Origin of the sequence: Allobosea sp. (genome assembly GCF_035999205.1) — a bacterium.
Lineage (GTDB): Bacteria > Pseudomonadota > Alphaproteobacteria > Rhizobiales > Beijerinckiaceae > Allobosea.
This window is the reverse complement of the sequence record NZ_DASYHA010000011.1, coordinates 33,953-52,357: the sequence shown is the minus strand read 5'-3', so window position 1 is coordinate 52,357 and position 18,405 is coordinate 33,953. Positions and strand designations below refer to the sequence as shown.

17 protein-coding genes are annotated in these 18,405 nt (G+C 66.1%); 13 read left to right on the top strand and 4 right to left on the bottom strand.

The window, feature by feature from the left end; genetic code table 11:
- Positions 1-4: 4 nt before the first annotated feature.
- Positions 5-757, bottom strand: a complete 753-nt coding sequence (locus VGN82_RS02615) for a GntR family transcriptional regulator (protein ID WP_327525430.1) — start codon at positions 755-757, stop codon at positions 5-7.
- A 113-nt stretch (positions 758-870) separates the two neighbouring features.
- Here VGN82_RS02615 and VGN82_RS02610 point away from each other — a divergent pair, with 113 nt between their 5' ends.
- The 4 genes from VGN82_RS02610 to VGN82_RS02595 are packed head-to-tail and all read left to right on the top strand — an operon-like array spanning position 871 to position 5,049.
- Positions 871-1,770, top strand: coding sequence for an ABC transporter ATP-binding protein (locus tag VGN82_RS02610; protein ID WP_327525429.1), 900 nt, complete (start codon positions 871-873; stop codon positions 1,768-1,770).
- Position 1,771: 1 nt separating this feature from the next.
- Positions 1,772-2,542, top strand: a complete 771-nt coding sequence (locus tag VGN82_RS02605) for an ABC transporter permease (protein WP_327525428.1) — start codon at positions 1,772-1,774, stop codon at positions 2,540-2,542.
- A gap of 31 nt (positions 2,543-2,573) precedes the next feature.
- The gene (locus tag VGN82_RS02600) at positions 2,574-3,599 is read left to right on the top strand and encodes an ABC transporter substrate-binding protein (protein ID WP_327525427.1); all 1,026 of its coding nucleotides are present in this window, start codon (positions 2,574-2,576) and stop codon (positions 3,597-3,599) included.
- Positions 3,600-3,615: 16 nt separating this feature from the next.
- Positions 3,616-5,049, top strand: coding sequence for an amidohydrolase family protein (locus VGN82_RS02595; RefSeq protein WP_327525426.1), 1,434 nt, complete (start codon positions 3,616-3,618; stop codon positions 5,047-5,049).
- A gap of 25 nt (positions 5,050-5,074) precedes the next feature.
- Here the strand turns inward: VGN82_RS02595 and VGN82_RS02590 are convergent, their stop codons facing one another.
- Both VGN82_RS02590 and VGN82_RS02585 read right to left on the bottom strand, forming a co-directional pair.
- A complete protein-coding gene (locus tag VGN82_RS02590; RefSeq protein WP_327525425.1) occupies positions 5,075-6,424 on the bottom strand; it encodes a TAXI family TRAP transporter solute-binding subunit in 1,350 nt (449 codons plus the stop codon).
- Positions 6,425-6,740: 316 nt separating this feature from the next.
- The gene (locus tag VGN82_RS02585; RefSeq protein WP_327525424.1) at positions 6,741-6,911 is read right to left on the bottom strand and encodes a hypothetical protein; all 171 of its coding nucleotides are present in this window, start codon (positions 6,909-6,911) and stop codon (positions 6,741-6,743) included.
- A gap of 175 nt (positions 6,912-7,086) precedes the next feature.
- Between VGN82_RS02585 and VGN82_RS02580 the strand changes: the two genes are divergently transcribed.
- From VGN82_RS02580 to VGN82_RS02540, 9 genes are all read left to right on the top strand, one after another.
- Positions 7,087-8,283, top strand: a complete 1,197-nt coding sequence (locus tag VGN82_RS02580) for a mandelate racemase/muconate lactonizing enzyme family protein (RefSeq protein WP_327525423.1) — start codon at positions 7,087-7,089, stop codon at positions 8,281-8,283.
- Positions 8,264-9,010 carry a GntR family transcriptional regulator gene (locus VGN82_RS02575; protein ID WP_327525422.1) on the top strand — a complete coding sequence of 249 codons (747 nt, stop codon included), beginning with the start codon at positions 8,264-8,266 and terminating at the stop codon, positions 9,008-9,010. Before VGN82_RS02580 ends, VGN82_RS02575 begins: the two co-directional genes overlap by 20 nt.
- A gap of 29 nt (positions 9,011-9,039) precedes the next feature.
- Positions 9,040-10,353, top strand: coding sequence for an ABC transporter substrate-binding protein (locus tag VGN82_RS02570; protein WP_327525421.1), 1,314 nt, complete (start codon positions 9,040-9,042; stop codon positions 10,351-10,353).
- Positions 10,354-10,407: 54 nt separating this feature from the next.
- On the top strand, positions 10,408-11,271 hold the full coding sequence (locus VGN82_RS02565) for a carbohydrate ABC transporter permease (RefSeq protein ID WP_327525420.1): 864 nt from the start codon (positions 10,408-10,410) through the stop codon (positions 11,269-11,271).
- Positions 11,271-12,179: a carbohydrate ABC transporter permease gene (locus tag VGN82_RS02560; protein WP_327525419.1), complete on the top strand. Its 909-nt coding sequence runs from the start codon at positions 11,271-11,273 to the stop codon at positions 12,177-12,179. Before VGN82_RS02565 ends, VGN82_RS02560 begins: the two co-directional genes overlap by 1 nt.
- Positions 12,180-12,182: 3 nt before the next feature.
- Complete coding sequence (locus VGN82_RS02555) at positions 12,183-12,614, top strand: GlcG/HbpS family heme-binding protein (RefSeq protein WP_327525418.1); 432 nt, start codon at positions 12,183-12,185, stop codon at positions 12,612-12,614.
- Between the two features lie 43 nt (positions 12,615-12,657).
- Complete coding sequence (locus VGN82_RS02550) at positions 12,658-14,361, top strand: GMC family oxidoreductase (RefSeq protein WP_327525417.1); 1,704 nt, start codon at positions 12,658-12,660, stop codon at positions 14,359-14,361.
- A 172-nt stretch (positions 14,362-14,533) separates the two neighbouring features.
- The gene (locus VGN82_RS02545; protein WP_327525416.1) at positions 14,534-16,078 is read left to right on the top strand and encodes an ABC transporter substrate-binding protein; all 1,545 of its coding nucleotides are present in this window, start codon (positions 14,534-14,536) and stop codon (positions 16,076-16,078) included.
- A gap of 20 nt (positions 16,079-16,098) precedes the next feature.
- On the top strand, positions 16,099-17,442 hold the full coding sequence (locus tag VGN82_RS02540) for an MmgE/PrpD family protein (protein WP_327525415.1): 1,344 nt from the start codon (positions 16,099-16,101) through the stop codon (positions 17,440-17,442).
- Here VGN82_RS02540 and VGN82_RS02535 read toward each other — a convergent pair.
- Positions 17,423-18,346, bottom strand: coding sequence for a LysR substrate-binding domain-containing protein (locus tag VGN82_RS02535; protein ID WP_327525414.1), 924 nt, complete (start codon positions 18,344-18,346; stop codon positions 17,423-17,425). The genes VGN82_RS02540 and VGN82_RS02535 overlap by 20 nt on opposite strands.
- Positions 18,347-18,405 lie beyond the last annotated feature (59 nt).

Here is an 18,405-nt window from a genome sequence, read left to right as displayed (position 1 = left end):
AATCCTATTCTGCAGCGTCCAGCTTGCGCTTGCCCGCGACCGCCGGCATCGGCTTCGTGTCCGCATAGGGCGCCAGGATGGCCATGATGTCGTGGCCACGCGGCTTGGCCTGGGTCACGAGCGCCCGTTCCGCGACCGCGTCGATATGGTGGTGCATCAGGCTCATCGCCTTGTCCGCATCGCCGCTTTCAAGGGCATCGATGAGCAGCCTGTGCTCACTTATTGCGCATTCCGAGGAGTGCGGCCGGCTGAACAACGACAGCGTCAGGCAGCAGCGATAGGCGATCTCGCTGACATAGCGGATCAGGATCGGGCTCTCGGTCATCTCCGCCAGCAGGATGTGGAACTCGGTTGCGAGCCTGATCGAGACCGCGTCCGGCCCGCCGCGCGCCGCGTCCTCTGCGTCGACATGCGCCCTCAATGCCGAGATCTGCACCCGGCTCAACCGCCCTGCGAGCTGGCGCACCACCAGTCGTTCGAGTCCGATGCGGATGTCGAAGGTGTCGCGCGCCTCCTGCCAGCGCGGGGTCGCCACCACGGCGATGCGGTTGCGGCGCAGTTCGACCAGGCCTTCTGCGGCGAGTTGGCCGAGCGCATGGCGCGCGATCGTGCGGCTGACGCCGAAGCGTTCTCCGAGCGCATCTTCGGGCAGCTTGGCACCAGGTTCGAGCGCCTGCTCGATGATCGCGCGGCGCAGCGCCCGGCAGATCGTCCCGACCTTGTCCGATGAGGCGTGGATAGCCTTGTCGCGCGTCATGTCCGGCTTCCGGAGTTGCAAACGCCTCGTCTTAACGCCGCGGCGCGCCGCTCAGCAACAGGTTGCTGTCGGTGGGATACAGAATGGCATCATGATTGCATGCACTTTTCCGCATGAGCCAAGTTCACTCCAAACTCGCCATCGTCGGCGCCTCGGTTCCCGTCGAGCTTGCCGCTTCTCCGGCCGCCTCCCCGGCGGGAACCCCGCCGGCGGCGATCGAGCTGTCGCAGGCGACGGTGACCTTCGGGCGCGGAGCAAACGCCGTGCCCGCCCTGTCGGAAACGTCGCTCAAGATCCGCGACGGCGAGTTCCTGGCCCTGGTAGGGCCTTCCGGCTGCGGCAAGTCGACGATCCTGAAGCTCGCCAGCGGCCTGGTGCGGCCGACGACCGGCGCAGTCATCGTCGGGGGGCGCGAGGTTGCCGCCAAGGCGCTCAGGATCGGCATGGCCTTCCAGAACCCGACCATGCTCCCCTGGCTGACGATCGAGCGGAACGTCATGCTGCCGCTGAAGATCGTGCAGCCCTTCCGTGCCGATTATGGCCGCGAGAAGCGCGGTGCCTTCCGCGACAAGGCCCATGCGCTGCTCGCCCAGGTCGGGCTCAAGGATTTCGCCGGCAAATATCCCTGGCAGCTCTCGGGCGGCATGCTCCAGCGCGCCAATCTCTGCCGCGCCTTGATCCACGAGCCGCGCCTGCTGCTGCTCGACGAGCCCTTCGGCGCGCTCGACCAGTTCACCCGCGAGGAACTCTGGGCAATCCTTCAGGAGCTGTGGCTGACACACCGGCCAACCGTTCTGCTGGTGACCCACGACCTGCGCGAAGCCGGCTTTCTCGCCAGCCGCATCTGCGTGATGAGCGCGCGACCCGGCCGCATCCTCGACGACAGCGAGATCGGCTTCGCCCGGCCGCGCAGCATCGCCATGACCTTCGAACCGGATTTCGTCGCGCTGAACCAGCGCCTGCGCGACCTGATCGTCGATGCCCGCACCGGCGCGGGCGCCCATGGAGCTTGATATGACCGATCTCAAGCGCAAGTTCTGGGCGGCCGCACTGATCGTGCTGTTCTTCCTGTCATGGGAGCTGTTCTGCCTGCTCTCTGGCATGTCGGACCTGATCCTGCCGCGTCCGAGCCAGGTCCTCGCGACGCTGGTGCAGCGGTTCCCGATCCTCTGGCCGCACATCCTGCAGACCTTGGCCACGACGATGCTCGGCTTCGCGCTCGGCGTGCTGCTCGGCGTCTTCCTCGGTGCGATGATCGGCGTTTCGCGCACCGCCTATGACACGGTCTATCCGCTGCTGATCGGCTTCTCCTCGATCCCGAAGGTGGCCGTGGTGCCGATCTTCGTGCTCTGGTTCGGTTCGGGCACGGTGCCGGCTGTGCTGACCTCGCTGGCGATCTGCTTCTTCCCGATCGCGGTCAACATCGCGACCGGCCTCGCCACGACCGAGCCGGAAATGGAGGACGTGTTGAAGGCGCTCGGCGCCTCCAAGCTCGACATCCTCTGGAATGTCGGCCTGCCGCGCACGATGCCGTTCTTCTTCGCCTCGCTGAAGGTCGCGATCACCTATGCCTTCGTCGGCACCGTCCTGGCCGAGACCGTCGCCTCCAACCGCGGCATCGGCAACGTGATGATGTCGGCCTCCTCCAACTTCAACGTCCCGCTGGTCTTTGCCGGGCTGTTCATCCTCGCCGGCTTGGGAGTGGCGCTCTACGTCGCCTTCTCGCTGATCGAGATGCGCGTCACCGGCTGGGCCAACCGCAAGAACGATTTCGCCGCCGCCTGATCACATCACGTCAACAAGAGGGGACAAGACGATGCTGAAGACCTTTGCCGCCACGCTGCTCGCAGGGCTGGCCCTGGCCGGATCGGCCCTGGCGCAGGAAACGAACATCAAGTTCACGCTTGGTTGGAAGACCCAGGGCTCCGACGCCGCCTTCTTCCTCGCCCGCGACAAGGGCTACTACAAGGCCGAGGGGCTGAACGTCGTGATCGACCAGGGCGAGGGCTCCGGCGCGACCGTGACCCGCATCATGGGCGGCGCCTACGATGCCGGCTTCGGCGACGTCAATGCCATCATCCAGAACGCCGCCGGCAAGCCCGGCGAGAACCCGGTCATGGTCTACATGATCTGGAACCGCCCGCCCTTCGCCATCTCGAGCAAGAAGGCGACCAACATCACCAAGCCGAAGGATCTCGAAGGCAAGACGTTGGGCGGTTCCCAGGGGACGCCGACGACGCGGCTGCTCGAGGTCTTCGCCCGCAAGAACGGCGTCGACATGAGCAAGATCAAGCTCTCGAACATGGCGCCGAACCTGCAGGAGCCGCTCCTGATCAAGGGCGAGATCGACGGTGCGCTGATCTTCAACATCACCAGCTACTTCAACCTGCTGCTCAACCGCCAGGATCCGGCGAAGGATTTCAACTGGCTGATGTTCGGCGACTACGGCCTCGATCTCTACTCGAACGGGCTGATGGTCTCGCAGAAGCTGCTCAAGGAGAACCCCAAGGCCGTGGCGGGGCTGGTGCGCGCCACCAACAAGGCTCTGCTCGAGATCGCCAAGGACCAGAATCTCGGCATGAAGGCGGTGATGAATTTCGACAATCTCGTCGACGAGAAAGTCGAGAAGCTGCGCCTGCAATACTCGTTCAACGAGCTCATCGTCTCGCCCGAGATGAAGGAGATCGGCGTCGGCGACACCAAGGACGATCGCATGGCCCGTGCCATCGGCATCATCGTCGAGGGGTACCAGCTTGCGCGGACCCCGAAGCCGGAGGAAATCTTCTCGCGCCAGTTCCTGCCGCCGAAGGGTGAGCGCGAGCTCGTCTACACCGCGAACTGATGGGGCGGACCACGCCATGACCGAGACGGCCTTCGCGACGAGCCTGTTCACCGGCAAGGGCCTCGTCGCGAATGCCGCGCTTCGATACCAGGACGGCGTCATCGACGCCGTCCTGCCTGACCAGGCTCCGGAAGCCGGCCCGAGGCGGCTGGTCGTCCCCGCGCTCGTCAATGCGCATGACCATGCCCGGCCGAGCGCGACCTCCTTCGGCGCGGCCAACATGCCGCTCGAGACCTGGATCCTGCGCTCCGTCCTTGGCACGCCGCCGGATCCCTATCTGACCGCCGCGGTCTCGCTGGCGCGCACCGCCCGCTCCGGCTGCGGCGCCATGATGGTTCACTACACGCGCCCCAGCGGTACCATGCCGATCGTCGATGAGGCCCGCCAGATCGCGCGGGCAGCAGCCGATGTCGGTATCCGCATCGCCTTCGCATTGGCCGTGCGCGACCAGAATCCACTCGTCTATGGCGACAGCGCCGCCGTGCTCGACGCCTTGCCGACCGAGGCTCGCCAGCCTGTCGAAGACCTCTTCGTCAGGTCGCCTGCGCCACCAACCGCCTATCTCGATCTCGTCGACGAAATCCATGCCGCCATCGCCGGCCCGCTCGTCGATGTCCAGTACGGCCCGGCCGGCGTGCAATGGTGCTCGCCGGCGCTGCTCGAAGCCATCGCCGAGCGCTCCGCCGCGACGGGGCGGCGCGTCCATATGCATCTGCTGGAGACCATCTATCAGCGGGCCTGGGCCGACCGAGCCTTCCCGGGCGGAATGGTGCGCTATCTCAAGGATATCGGCCTGCTCTCCGAGCGACTGACGCTGGCCCACTGCGTCCATGCGCGACCGGATGAGCTCGATCTGATCGCCGAGGCCGGCGCCACCATCGTCACCAACTTCAGCTCGAACCTGCACCTTCATTCCGGGCTTGGGCCGATCGGCGAAGCGCATCGGCGTGGCTGCGCGATCGCGGTGGGGGTCGACGGCGCCGCGCTCGACGAGGACGACGATGCCATCCGCGAGATGCGTCTCGTCCAGCTCGCGCATGACGGCCTCGGCTTCCGACGGAACTGGGGCCGAGCGGAGTTCCTGGAGTTGGCGGTGCGCAATGGGCGCCGGGCAACCGGTGCGCCGGGTTCGGGCGCGCTCGTCGTCGGAGCACCCGCAGACTTCACCATCCTCGATCTCGACCGGCTCGACCGCGACGCGATCATGCCCGTCGATCCGCTCGACCTGTTCTTCGCCCGCGGCAATCTCGGCTGCGTGCGCGAGGTCTTCGTCGCCGGGCGCTGCATCGTGCGCGCCGGGCAGCCGACCGGGATCGATCTCGACGCATGTCAGACGGAGTTGCGCTCCCTGCTCCGGAAGAACCTGCCGGCCTTCCGCTCGCTGCAGCGTGCCTGGCCGGCCCTGGCCGATGCGACCGAGCTCTGGTTCGAGCATGCAGGATGTGGCTAGCCGGAGGCTGGCAGGCCTCCTGCACTCAGGAAGCCAGCGCCGCAGCGCTGCTTGCCTCCGGACCGCGCGCTTCCTTCAACTCGGCGATCGCAATGTCGATGAGGGACTGCTGGTAGCGATAGAACATCTCGTCTCCCATCGGGGTGACGAATGAATTGACGTAGCTTCTGCATCTGGCGCGCAGCTTCGTGAGCTGATGCAGGACGTCGGAGATACCTGTCTCCGTATCGCGGTGATCGATGGTCGGACTTGGGTTCGGCGCCGCGCCAGACGCTTCGCCGCGCATGCTGGCTCTGAGAAGTCGGGATCGTTCCTCGAGCTTTTCGCGGTTGGCGTCGATCCGCCAAAGGCGGAAATGGCTGATGCCTCTCATCCCATTGAAAAGCGCCGTCACCGCCATGACGAGGTAGACCCAGTAGGCGGGCGACATGATGTTGACGAGCCATGGGAAGTAGCGATCGACGAATTCGGGCTCGCCGGAAATGAAGAATTGCCTCGCCTCGGCAGCTAGCGGCAAGGCGGTCGCCGGGCTCGTGGAATTGGGCGGATTGCTGCGCACGAATGTCGGCAGCGTCGCGGTCAGGAGCACGAGCAACTCGATCCGGTCGGCGCGTTTCGCGCAGGGGCTGGCCAGCACGAGCGTGTTGACCTGAGGCACCGGCTTGTCCCTCTCCGGCACCTGGCGCATCAGGTCGAACCGGCCGGCCGGGACATATCCGAGGCTCAGCCAGGGGTAGCGATCGATCAGCCCCTTCAGGTCGCGCAGTTCGATGATGTCGAGATCGTACTGGCCGATGATCGTGCGCATGAACTCGGCATCGTTTCTCATGACATAGGCTGCGAGGTCGAGATCGCCGCGCGCGACGAGCCTGGCCTGTTCCTCAAGCTCATGATGCGATGTCCGGATCCCGAGCTTCTTCAGGTCGGGATCGCCGAGCAGCTGGAGCGTCAGGAACGCCGTTCCAGACCCCTCTGGGCCGATGCCGACTGTGATGCCGCGCAGGTCGGCGAAGTTCCGGAGCGTGCGGCCGCGCCGTGCCAGCACCAGCAGCGATTCCGGCTCGGGCAGGCGTCCCAGCAACTCGATGCCGCTGTCGAGCGATATCGGAGTGCCGTCCTGCACGAAGCCGAACTTCTCGACGCAATGCTCGCGACCGGCCACGAGCTGATTGGCGTTCTCGATCGAGCCTGCGGTCGCAAGCACTTCGAGCCGCCCGCCATCGCGCCTCGCCAGCCTGGCCAGATCGGATGCCAGGGCGTGATAGGCGCCACCTGCCGAGCCCGTCAGGATCGATGCGCGGAAAGCGCCATACTCTCGAACGCTGCTGTAGGACAGTGCGAGGGCCGCCAGGATCGCCGAGGCGACGAGGAGCATCGCGGCCCGCAGTACGCCCTTGCGTTGCCTGGAGAAGCTATGCCTGTCCGATCTCCGCGGTTGATCCGACACGTCGAAGGCCTGCGATAGGGCGGTGTGATGGGTGTGGGTCGGCAGGTTTGCACGACACTCGCCGGCTCGCCAGCTTTATCAGGGGCTCGTTTCCGGCGCGGGCGCGCTGCGTGGAGAACCCGTGAAGTCCGGCCGAGGTCTCGCGCGAATGGGCGGGAGCCGATGGTTGCGCGCAATAAGCGCCGGTGGCCGCGCCGGTGGGCACCGGTCAGGTCCACTTTCCAGGCAAGCGAGGCAGCTCTTCCTAGGCGCCCAGAACGGTGAGGAGCAACCCACCGGTGAGGAAGACGACGCCTCCGAGCACCATCATTGCGCCATCGCCGAAGCCGAACGATCGCAGGATGCTGTAGAGCATCATGCCTCCGGTCAGACCGATGCAGACGCCACCTATCACGGCCCGCTCAATCTCAGTCATTGGGAAACCCTCGACCGATGATTGAACCGAACGTTACCGAGGAAAGCCCGCCTTGGCGAGCATTCCTGGCGCTCATCCGAAGACGCGGACGTTGCCCGGTGCTTGCAGGCGAATTTGCCCCTTGACGCGGGCGATCAGAAAATAAATTATAATTTATAATTTCGGAGGGGCGACGTTGAAGGTTTCTCGACTGAGGGCGATCCAGCTCGAAGCACGGTTCGCTGATGTGTTCGGCGGCATCGACAAGGTGCCGGCGGAACTGCTGACCCCTGCCGCCCACTTTCGGCGCATCCCGCGCACCGGCCAGGTCTCGACGCTCGTTATCGTGGAGAGCGACGATGGCGCCATCGGTTATGGCGAGGCTTTCGGCCTGCCTCACGCCGGAGCCGCCACCGCAATCATTAACGGGGTCGTCGCGCCGGCACTGATCGGCGCGACCATCGCCGATCCCAAGGAGATGCTGGGCGATCTCGAGCGCTACTTCACGGCGATGGGCAGCACGCGGGGCCCGGCGATCGAAGCCCTCAGCGGGGTCGACATCGCCCTGTGGGATCTCAAGGCGCGCGCTGCGGGACTGCCTCTGGCGACCTTGCTTGGCGGTTCGCCAGGGCCGGTAGCGACCTATGTCAGCCCTGTCGGATTCCAGGATCATCCCGACAAGTCGGCGCGCGCTGCGCGCGCCTTTCTCGACCAGGGCTACACGGCCATCAAGCTCAAGGTCGGCCGCGGCCTGGCGATCGACATCGATCACATCGCTGCGGTGCGCAGCGAGATGGGTCCCGATGCGCCGCTCTATCTCGACGCGAATTGCGCCTATGACGTGGTGACGGCGATCGCGGTCGCGAAGGCGCTGACGCCCTACAACGTCGGCTGGTTCGAGGAGCCCGTGCCGCCCGATGATCCGCAGGCGCTGGCGGAGGTCCGCAAGGCCTCGCCCGTGCCGATCGCTGCCGGTGAGAACGACTTCACGCTCAGCGCTCATGCCAAGCTCGTTGCCGCCGATGCGGTCGACTTCCTGCAGCCGAACATCTCGCGCGCCGGTGGCGTGTCCGGCCTGATGGCGATCGGCGCGCTCTGCGAGCGCTCCGGCATCCGCATGGCGCCTCATGGGGTCGGAACCTGCGTCGCGGTCTCGGCCGCGGTGCATACCTGCCGGGCAGCGCCCGCCTTCCACGCCTATGAGGCGAACCGGCTGCTCAACCCGCTGCGAGACAACATGGCGCTGCGCCCGCTCATCACCGAAGGCGGGCAACTCGTCGCCCGGAACGTCCCCGGTCATGGCGGCGAGCCGGATCTCGGGCGCCTGGCCCGCTATGCCGTCAATGGCCTGGGGGAGAAAGAGGAGCGGGCCGATGTCCATATTGGTGCGTAGCCCCGGCGACCTGGGCGAGCTCGTCGGCAAGCCCGGCGAGACGCTGGCCGAGACCCTGCGCCGGACGCTGCTCGACATGATCGTGTTCGGCTATTTCGAGCGGGGTACGCGGCTCTATCCCGAGAAGCTCGCCGAGCATTTCAATGTCAGCCTGACCCCGGTGCGCGAGGCTCTGATGCGGCTCGCGGCAGAGGGCTTCATCGAGGTCATCCAGCGGCGCGGCTACCACATTCGCGATCCCGACGCCAAGCAGGTGCTCGACCTCTGGCAGGTGCGTCTCGCGATCGAGCTCATGGCCGGCGAGCTGATGATCGAGCGGCTGGAGGCCGGCACGCTGCCCGAAACGGCGGTCGCCGAGATCGAGGTCATCCAGCAGCGCCTCGCCGTCGAGCCGCATGCGATCTCGCACAAGGATCGCCACGAACTGAATGGCAGCTTCCACCACAAGATCGTGGAGTTCAGCGGCAACGACTTGCTGCTTTCGACCTATCGCGGGATCCAGATGCAGGTGCTCAACGCCTGGATCCAGCGCGGCATCGAGTCCTGGCGCCTGCGCCACGCATCCGAGGCCGTCGAGCACAATGCCATCATCAAGGCGCTGCGAGACCGCAGCCCGGACGACTACGCCAAGGCCGTGCGCGCCCATCTGGCCCGCTCGCTCAAGGATGCCCAGGCGGATCTCAAGGCCCGCAATCTGATCGAGGAACTCACGCAGAGCCGAAGCTAATCGGCCGCAATCCCGGGGAGGAAAACATCATGAAGAGACGTCAGCTTTTGAGTTCGCTCGCGGCCTTCGGCTGCGTGCTTGCGGGTGCGTTGCTCCCGCAGGCCCCCGCCTTGGCGCAGGCGAAAACGATCCGCATGTGGACGTTCCTGAGCGCGACGGGGACTTCGCCGCGCGAGGTCGCGCTGGCGCAGATCATCAAGAACTACGAGGCCGCCAATCCCGGCACCAAGATTGTCGTCGAGACGCAGGTCTGGGACCAGATGACGCCGAAATTCCTCGCCGCCCACCGTGCCGGCAATGCGCCCGACATCAGTTGGGTCGTGACCGACTTCCTGGGCGATGCGATCGGCTCCGGCGCGCTGGCTGACCTCAACGAACTGTTCATCAAGAAGTGGCCGGCCGAGCAGGTCAAGGATCATGCCAGCGCCTACTGGGACCTGACGACGAAGGTCGACAAGCAATATGCGATGTTCGCCTCGCCGAACTACATCTCAATCCTCTACCGGGCGGACCTGCTGAAGGCCGCCGGCATCGACCCGGCCTCGATCAAGACCTGGGAGGATCTCCGGGTCGCCGCGGAGAAGCTGACGGTGAGAAACGCCGCAGGGCAGGTGACGCGCTACGGCTTCGCGCAGGGCTTCAGCGAGCAGCAGGCCGACCCGCACATGATGATCCCCTATCTGCTCGGGGAGGGTGAGAAGCTCTTCAGGCCGGACGGCAAGGCCAATTTCGCCAGCCCGGCCGGCGTCGCGGCAATGACCTTCGCGACTGATCTGATCAAGAAGCACAACGTTTCGCCGCCGCAATCGGCGACCTGGACGGTCGACGACCTGTTCGAGCAATTCTCCTCTGATCGCGTCGCGATGATCCAGGGGCCGAGCGTGCGCGTCTCGTCGCTGCAGGCGAAGATCGGCAAGGAGAATGTCGGCCAGATGCTCTGGCCCGGAAATGGAAAGGTCGCTCACTCTCCGGCGGTGATGGCCGGCTGGGCCGTGGGCGTCTGGTCAAAGGGCCCGCAGAAGGAAGAGGCCGGCAAGTTTGTCGATTACCTGCTCGGTGCGGAATCCGAGAAGATCTGGGTCACAGTCGGCGGGCAGTCGCCGCTGATGGCATCGACCGCCAAGGCCGTCGCCTCCTTCGTCGACCAGCCCGGCAACGGCTACATCCGGGTCGCGGCCGAAGGGGCGAGCAAATATGGCTGGCTGACCCCGATCGAGTTCAATGTCGGCGGCTATCGCCAGGCACTGAACAAGGCGACCCAGCGCATTCTCGTCGACGGCATCGCGGTCAAGGCGGCCCTCGAAGAGGCCGAAACCCGCTTCAATCGCCAGAACAATCGCTGACCTAACCCGGGCGGAGCCGGAGCGGCTCCGCCCTTCGATCAGGGATCGCTCTTGATGACGATGTATTCGCGCCTGACCGGCGTCCAATACGTGCTGCCTGCGATGTCGCTGCTGATGCTGGTGCTGTTCTCGCCGGTGCTCTACGGCTTCTGGTTTAGCCTGTTTCGCATCCAGTATGGCGCACCGACCGATTTCGCCGGCCTGGAGAACTATGCACGACTGCTCGACGACCCCGGCCTTGCGGCCACGCTCGAGCGCAGCGCGCTGTTCACCTGCGCCGCCGTCGCGCTGACGCTGGTCATCGCGCTCGCCCTGGCGGTCTGGATCAACCGACTCGGACAGCGACTTGGCTTCGTGGTCCAGATGATCGTCATCCTGCCCTGGATCATCTCGACGGTTGTTGCCACGCTGCTGTTCCGCTGGGTGTTCGTCAGCGATATCGGTCTGGCGGGATCGCTGATCCGGATGGCGGGCACGCCCGACGTGCAACTCCTCAACAGTCCCGGCAGCGCCATGGCCCTGCTGATCGGCGTCTCCGTCTGGAAGCGTCTCGGCTACGCCGTCATCATCCTGCTCGCTGGGCTCAAGGGCATCCCCGAGGATTATGAGGAGGCCGCCAAGATCGACGGCGCCAATCGCTGGCAGATCTTCTGGCTCATCGTCCTGCCCTTGCTGAAGACGCCGCTGCTGCTGGTGACGATCGTTCTGACCCTGTCCAATCTCAACACCGTCGAAACGCCCCTTGTCCTGACCGGCGGCGGGCCGGGTGACGCGACGCGCATCCTGCCGATCGAGGTCTTCGATCGCGCCTTCGTCAATTTCGACCTCGGCTCGGCCACCGCGCTCGCGCTGGTCATGTTTGCCGGCAACATTCTTCTCGTCCTCGCCTATGTGCGTCTTGCGAAGTGGAAGACGTGATGAGCGCCGCGACATCCGCCGCACATCCCAGGCCGGTCTCCGCGCAGCACGCCGCCGTGCCGGCCCGATCCCGCATCGCCCTGCCGAGCGCGTTGGGTCTCGTCATCGCCGGCCTGTTCACGGTCCTGGCCGGTCTCAACCTGCTGCCTCTGTTCTGGGGCGTGCTGACCTCTCTGAAGTCACAGCCGGACCTGTTCAGGACGCCTCCGGTCCTGTTCGACTTCGTTCCGACCGCGGAGAACTACCAGCGCGTCGTCGACAGCGGCTTTCTCGGCAACATGCGGATCAGCGTGTTCTACAGCGTGCTCACCGTGGCGAGCGTGCTGATACTGGCACTGCCGGCTGCCTATGCGTTCGATCGCTTCGATTTCCCGCTGCGCCGGGCGCTGTTCATGCTCGTGGTCGCGAGCATTCCGCTGTCGCTCGGCGCGGCCGCTCTGCTGATCCCGAACTACCTGTATTTCACGCGGTTGGGCCTGACCAATTCCGTGTTCACGCTGCCGCTGATCTACACGGCCTATCAGCTTCCGATGGCGATCTGGATCGTCAAGGGCTCGCTCGAGAGCATACCGCGTGAGCTCGACGAGGCCGCGATCATCGACGGTGCCACCCATTTCCAGATCCTCACGCGCGTCATGCTGCCCCTGACGCGCCCGGCGCTGGGCGCGGCGGGCGTGCTGACCTTCGTCTCCTGCTGGAATGAATTCGTTGCCGGCTCGGTGATGATCGACACCCCGGAGCTGCGGCCGATCCAGCCGGCGATCTACAACTTCATCGGTTATTTCGGGCGCGAATGGGGGCCGCTCACGGCATCCGCCACGCTCGCCATCCTCCCCATCCTCGTCGCATTCGCCCTGCTCAGCCGCCTGATCGTGTCCGGCCTGACCAAGGGATCGGTCAAGGGCTGAGTCATGCTGAGCGTCCTCAATATCGGCTGCGACGAAGCCGAAGCCGTCATCGCCGCCGCCGCCGCCGAAGCGGCGCGAATGGGGGTTCCGCAGAACATCGCGATCGTCGATGCCGTCGGCCATCTCGTTGCGTTCCGGCGCATGGACGGCGCCAAGTTCACCTCGATCGAGATCGCCCTCGCAAAGGCCTTTTCGGCTTCCGGTGCACAGGTCGAGACGAGGGCGATCGCCGCGCGCACGCTGCCGGGCGAACCCGGCTTCGGCCTCCAGAACCTGCATGGCGGCCGCTTCACCACGCTTGCGGGCGGGATACCGCTGCGTGTTGGGGGCCAGGTTGTCGGCGCCATTGGCGTGAGCTCGGGCTCGACCGTCCAGGATCAGCAGGTCGCCGAAGCCGGGGCCACCGCCTTCGAGGCGCTCTGCCTCTCGGCCTGATCCGCGCCCACCCATCATCTACCCAAGCAACGTGAGCCAAGTCATGTGGGATATCATCATCGTGGGCGGCGGCTCGGCCGGCTGCGTCCTGGCCAATCGCCTCTCCGCCGATCCCTCGCGCAAGGTCCTGCTGATCGAGGCCGGGCGTGACCTCAAGCCGGGTGAGGAGGGCGCGGCGATCCTCGACACCTATCCCGGCAAGGCGGCGTTCGATCCGCAGAACCACTGGCCGGACCTGATGGTCCAGACGCAGCCGCATCTGCACAATGCGACGAACCGGCCGCCGCCGAAGCGCTACGAACAGCCAATGCTGATCGGCGGCGGCTCCAGCATCAACGGCCAGATCGCCAATCGCGGCACGCCGGACGACTACGATGAATGGGGGCGGGCCGGCGCCGCGGGCTGGGACTGGAACTCCGTGCTGCCCTATTTCATCAAGGCGGAAACCGACCTCGACTATGCCGGGCCTTTGCACGGCAAGAGCGGGCCGATCCCGATCCACCGGATTCCGCGCGAGCGCTGGCCGGCCTTCTCCATCGCCGCCGAGGCCGCGATGGAAGCGCAGGGCTTTCCCGACATCAAGGACCAGAATGGCGCCTTCGGCGACGGCCATTTCGCGATGACTCTGTCGAACAACCAGGGCCAGCATCGCGTTTCGACCGCCATGGCCTATCTCGATGCCGAGACCCGGCGCAGGCCCAATCTGACGATCATGGCCGACACCCAGGTCCTTGCATTGGCGATGGAGTACCGGCAGGTCGTCGGCGTCGATATCGCCAGGGGGAGCGGGCAGGAGCGGCTGGCGGCGCGCGAGGTCGTGGTCTCCTCGGGGGCCATGCATTCACCGGCCCTGCTGATGCGCTCCGGCATCGGGCCGGGCGGAGATCTGCGCTCGCTCGGCGTCGAGGTGCGCGCTGACCTGCGCGGTGTCGGCGCCAACCTGCAGGAGCATCCCGGCATCTCGCTCTCGGGCTACATCAAACCGGCGGCCCGCCTCGGCAATTCGACGCGCCGCCACATCCATGTCGGCATGCGCTACTCCTCCGGCATCGACGACTGCGGGCCGTCGGACATGTTCCTGATGGTCGCGGCGAAGTCGGCCTGGCATCCGCTCGGGCCCCGGATCGGCACGATCATTTCCTGGATCAACAAGGCGCATTCGCGGGGAGAAGTGCGGCTGGTCTCGTCGGATCCGCGCAAGGAGCCGACGGCCGACTTCAACTATCTCTCCGATTATCGCGATCTCCAGCGCATGGGTGCGGCCGTGCACCTGATCGCGAAGCTGTTCGCCGCGCGCCCGCTGGCCGACATCGTCGAGATGCCTGGGGCCTCGAGCTATAGCGGCTTTGCCAAGTCGCTTGGCCGGCAGACCGTGCGCAACTATCTGATCACCGCGCCGATCGCGCTCGCTATCGACGCCCTTCCGCCGCTGCGCAGGCTCTTCTTCCAGCGCGCCGTCTCCAGCGGCATCAGCCTGCAATCGCTGCTCGGCGAGCCGGACATCCTGGAGGCCTATGTCAAGGCGCATGCCTTCGGCCAATGGCACTGCTGCGGCACCTGCAGCATGGGCGCGGCGGATGATCCCGACGCGGTCGTCGATGGCGCTACGGGCCGCGTCCACGGCGTTGGCGGCCTCAGCGTCGTCGATGCGTCGGTCATGCCGACCGCGCCGCGAGCGAACCTCAACCTCCCGGTGATCATGATCGCGGAGCGCATGGCGGACCTGATCAGGGCCAGGCCGAACTGACGGCCGCGCCTGCAGCCAGCAGGCCGATGAACAGCGACGGAGGTTTTCAGGACGCTCGGTACACCCTCGGCCCATAACCGCTGCGAATACGGCGCAGCCGATTCCGACTTGGACAGCCTGGAAAGCTTCTCGGCAGAATGGGCCAAAGCTTCTGATCTGAGGGGATCGACTGATGAAGAACTCCGTCCTGGGCCTTGCCGGCCTGCTGGCCGTCGCCTGCCTGTCGGGCGCCGCGCTCGCCCAGGAAAGCGTGCTGCGCGTCGCCGGCAATGGCGATGTCTCGACGCTCGACGCCCATCGCGCCAGCGCCACCAACGACAAGACCGTGGTCGGCTGGATCTATAACGGTCTCGTCCGCTTCAAGCCCGGCAGCGCCGACCCGCAGGAAATCGAGCCAGACCTCGCCGAGCGCTGGGAAACCTCGCCCGACGGCAAGGTCTGGACCTTCCAGCTGCGCAAGGACGTGAAGTTCCACGGCGACTGGGGCACGCTCAGCGCCGACGACGTGGTCTACTCACTGCAGCGCTCGGCCGATCCGAAGCGCTCGACCTTCTCTTCTGACTTCGCCGCCATCGAAAAGGTCGAGAAGGTCGACGACCTCACCGTCCGCATCACGCTGAAATATCCTGACGTGAACTTCCTCGGCCGCGTCTCCAACTACCACGGCGGCCACATCGTCAGCCGCAAGGCGGCGGAGGAACTGGGCGACAAGTTCGGTACGCGGCCGGTCGGTACTGGCCCGTTCAGCTTCGTCGAGCAGGTGACCCAGCAATATGTGAAGCTCGCCGCCCATCCCGGCTATTTCCGCGGCAAGCCCAAGATCGACACGATCAACATCCGGGTCATCCCGTCGGACAGCGCGCGCGAGCTCGCCTTCACCTCAGGCGAACTCGACTTGATGTATGGCAAGCGCGAGCAGCGCTGGGTCGACTCCGCCCGCAAGCGCCCCGGCTTCAATGTCGAGATCTTCCAGCCCGGCGAGTTCCGCCTGCTGCACATCAACCGCAGCCAGCCGCCGCTGGACGATGTCCGTGTACGCCGCGCCATCGCCGCCGCGATCAATGTCGACGACCTCGTCCGTTTCGTCGGCAAGGATGTCGGGCCGAAGGGCTGCTCCGTGGTGCCGCCCGGCTATCTCGGCGAGGATTGTACCGCGCGCTATGCCTTCGATCTCGCCAAGGCCAAGGCACTGCTGGCCGAGGCCGGTCACAAGGACGGCATCACCGTCAAGGCGATCGTCTCCAACATCTCGGCGCAACAGCCTTTCATGGAGATCATCCAGGCCCAGCTCGCCAAGGCCGGCATCAAGCTCGAGATGCAGGTCGTCGACCACGCCACCTATCAGAGCCAGACACGCAAGGATCTGAGCGGGCTGGTGTTCTATGGCGCGGCGCGTTTCCCGATCGCGGACACCTATCTGAGCGAGTTCTTCCACTCGCGCGCCATCGTCGGCACGCCGACGGCCGCGACGAACTTCTCGCATTGCGCGATCGCCGACAAGGAGATCGAGGGCGCGCGCACCGCTGCCGATTCCGCCACGCAGAAGGCGCTCTGGAAGGAGGCGCAGGCGAAGATCATGGCGGATGTCTGCGCCGTGCCGCTGTTCGAGCTGCGCCAGGTCTGGGCCCGCAGTGACAAGCTCGACTTCGGCTATGACCTCAAGGGCGCGATGAATCTCGCCCCGATGCTCACCGAGGCGACCACGCTGAAGCGCTGAGTCGGGTCCGGAGCGCCGCCGTGGAGATCGTGCGCCGGCTCGCGGCCTATGTCGCCGAGGCTCGCGACCAGCCGTTGAGCGCCGATCTGCGCGAGGCGGCGAGCCGCGCGGTGCTCGATCTCGTCGCCGCGGCCGCCGCCGGCATCGCCGCGCCCGGTCCGCGCGCGGTTCGGCAGGTGGTGGATGCGACGATGGCCGGCGGCGATCTGCCGGTCTGGTTCGCCGGCCGGACGTCTGGCCTTGCCGGCGCGATCTGGTGCAACGCGTCCGCCGCGGCAGCCCTCGATCTTGACGACGGCCACCGCATCGCCCGCGGACACCCCGGAGCCGCCGTCATCCCTGCAGTTCTGGCGGTGGCGCAGCAGGCCAGCGCGACGACGGAGGAGCTGCTGCAGGCGATCGTCGTCGGCTACGAGGTCGGCGTTTCGGTCGGCGCAGCGCGCCGCTTCTATGCCAATACCGGGATGTGGTCGGGCTATGGCGTCGTCGCCGCACTCGGCTTCCTGCGGCGCACTCCGCCGGAGCAGCTGGCGCACGCCTTCGCGATTGCCGGCATCGGCGCGCCCAACCAGCTCCACGCCGGCGCAGGCCCCGCCTTCCGCGCGCAGGAGGGCAGCGACGTGAAGGAGGGCATTCCCTGGTCCAGCGTCACGGCGGCCGGCGGGCTGCTGATGGCCGAGGCCGGGCATACCGGCCCCCTCGGGCTGCTCGACAATGACGAGCATTTCCGGCTCGAGGGCCTCGCCGATGGGCTCGGCCGACAGCATTACATCACGCGCAACTACATGAAGTTCCTGGCCTGCTGCCGGCATTGCCATGCGCCGGTCGAGGCGCTGCTCGGGGTGATGACGCGGAACGCGATCGATCCTCACCATATCGAGGCGATCGAGGTCGCGACCTATAGCGGCGCACTGAGGCTGGCCAACCGGCCGCGCCCGCAGAGCTTCACCGACATCCAGTTCTCGATTCCCTATTGCCTCGGCCTCGTCGCGCTGGACGGCATCGAGGCGTTGATGCCGCTGGCCGACTCGGCGGTCGATCGTCTCGATGTGATCGCTCTCGCGGAGAAGGTCGCTTTGCGGCTCGACCCCGAACTTGATGCCAGGTTCCCGGCTGAGACCCTGTCGCGCGTCACCGTCCGCGCGGCGGGGCAGAGCTTCGTCTCGCCGGTCACCGCCCCAAGCGGAGAGGCCTCCGCCGCGCCGTCATGGGAGGATCTGGAGGACAAGCTGCGCCGCGCGAGCCGCATCGTCGCGACGCCGGCACAGCAGGAACGCTTGCTCGACGCGCTACGCCGTCTGCGTGCCGGCGATCATATGCCCTTTTTCGCGGCCCTTGCCGAGATCAGGCTCGGACAGGGCTGACGATCGTTCGCGAGATCTCCGCAGCGGCCTCCCGTGCGCTCGAGAGGAATGCATCGACCAGCCTTGCATTGCGGCTGTCGCGGATCCGGCAGAGCTGGAAGTCGAGCTGGAGCGCGGGCTCGAAGGGGCGGATCGCCACCCGGTCCTTCAGGCCTCCGACGATGAGCGGGTGGACCAGCGAAACCCCGACGCCGGCGGCGACGAATTCGCACAAGGTCGGCGCCACGTTCACGCTCATCACCACGTTCGGCACCACGCCATGGCCTTCGAGCAATTGGGATACGCGCCGGTGCGTATGGCTCTCGGGCTCGAAGGAGATGAAGGGCACGCCATCGAGATCCTTTGGCGTGATCACGTCCTTTCCCGCGAGGCGATGGTCGAGCGGCAGCGCGCAGACGACCGGGCGCGCCAGCAGCGGCTCGGCGATGATGTAGGGGTTGTCGACCGGCACGATGATCAGTCCGACATCGAGCTTTCGCGTCACGAGCCCGTCGGCGATCCATTGCGAGCTGCGCGACTGCACCGAGCAGAAGACGTTGGGCTGGCTCGCCAGGAAGCGCGTGGTCGCCTGCTGGATGAAGGGCCCCGACAGCGCGGGCATGACGCCGATCAGCAGCCGGCTCTGTTCGTCGCGGCGGATCGCGTCGACCGCGTTCTCGACCTGGCGCAGGCCGGCGAAGATGCGGTCGATTTCCTCGTAGAGCCGCATGCCGCGCCGGGTCAGCACGAGCCGGCCCTTGATCCGGTCGAACAGCCTGAGGCCGGTATCCTCCTCGAGATGGGCGATCAGCTTGCTCATCGCCGGCTGCGAGACATTCATCATCTCGGCGGCGCGGCTCACCGTGCCGAACTCGATCACAGCCTTGAAGGCCTCGACCTGACGCAGGTTGAGCCGCCGCACCATCGCATAACCCTGAGGAATAGACCCGAGAAAAAGATGACTTTGACGAAATACAATAAGCC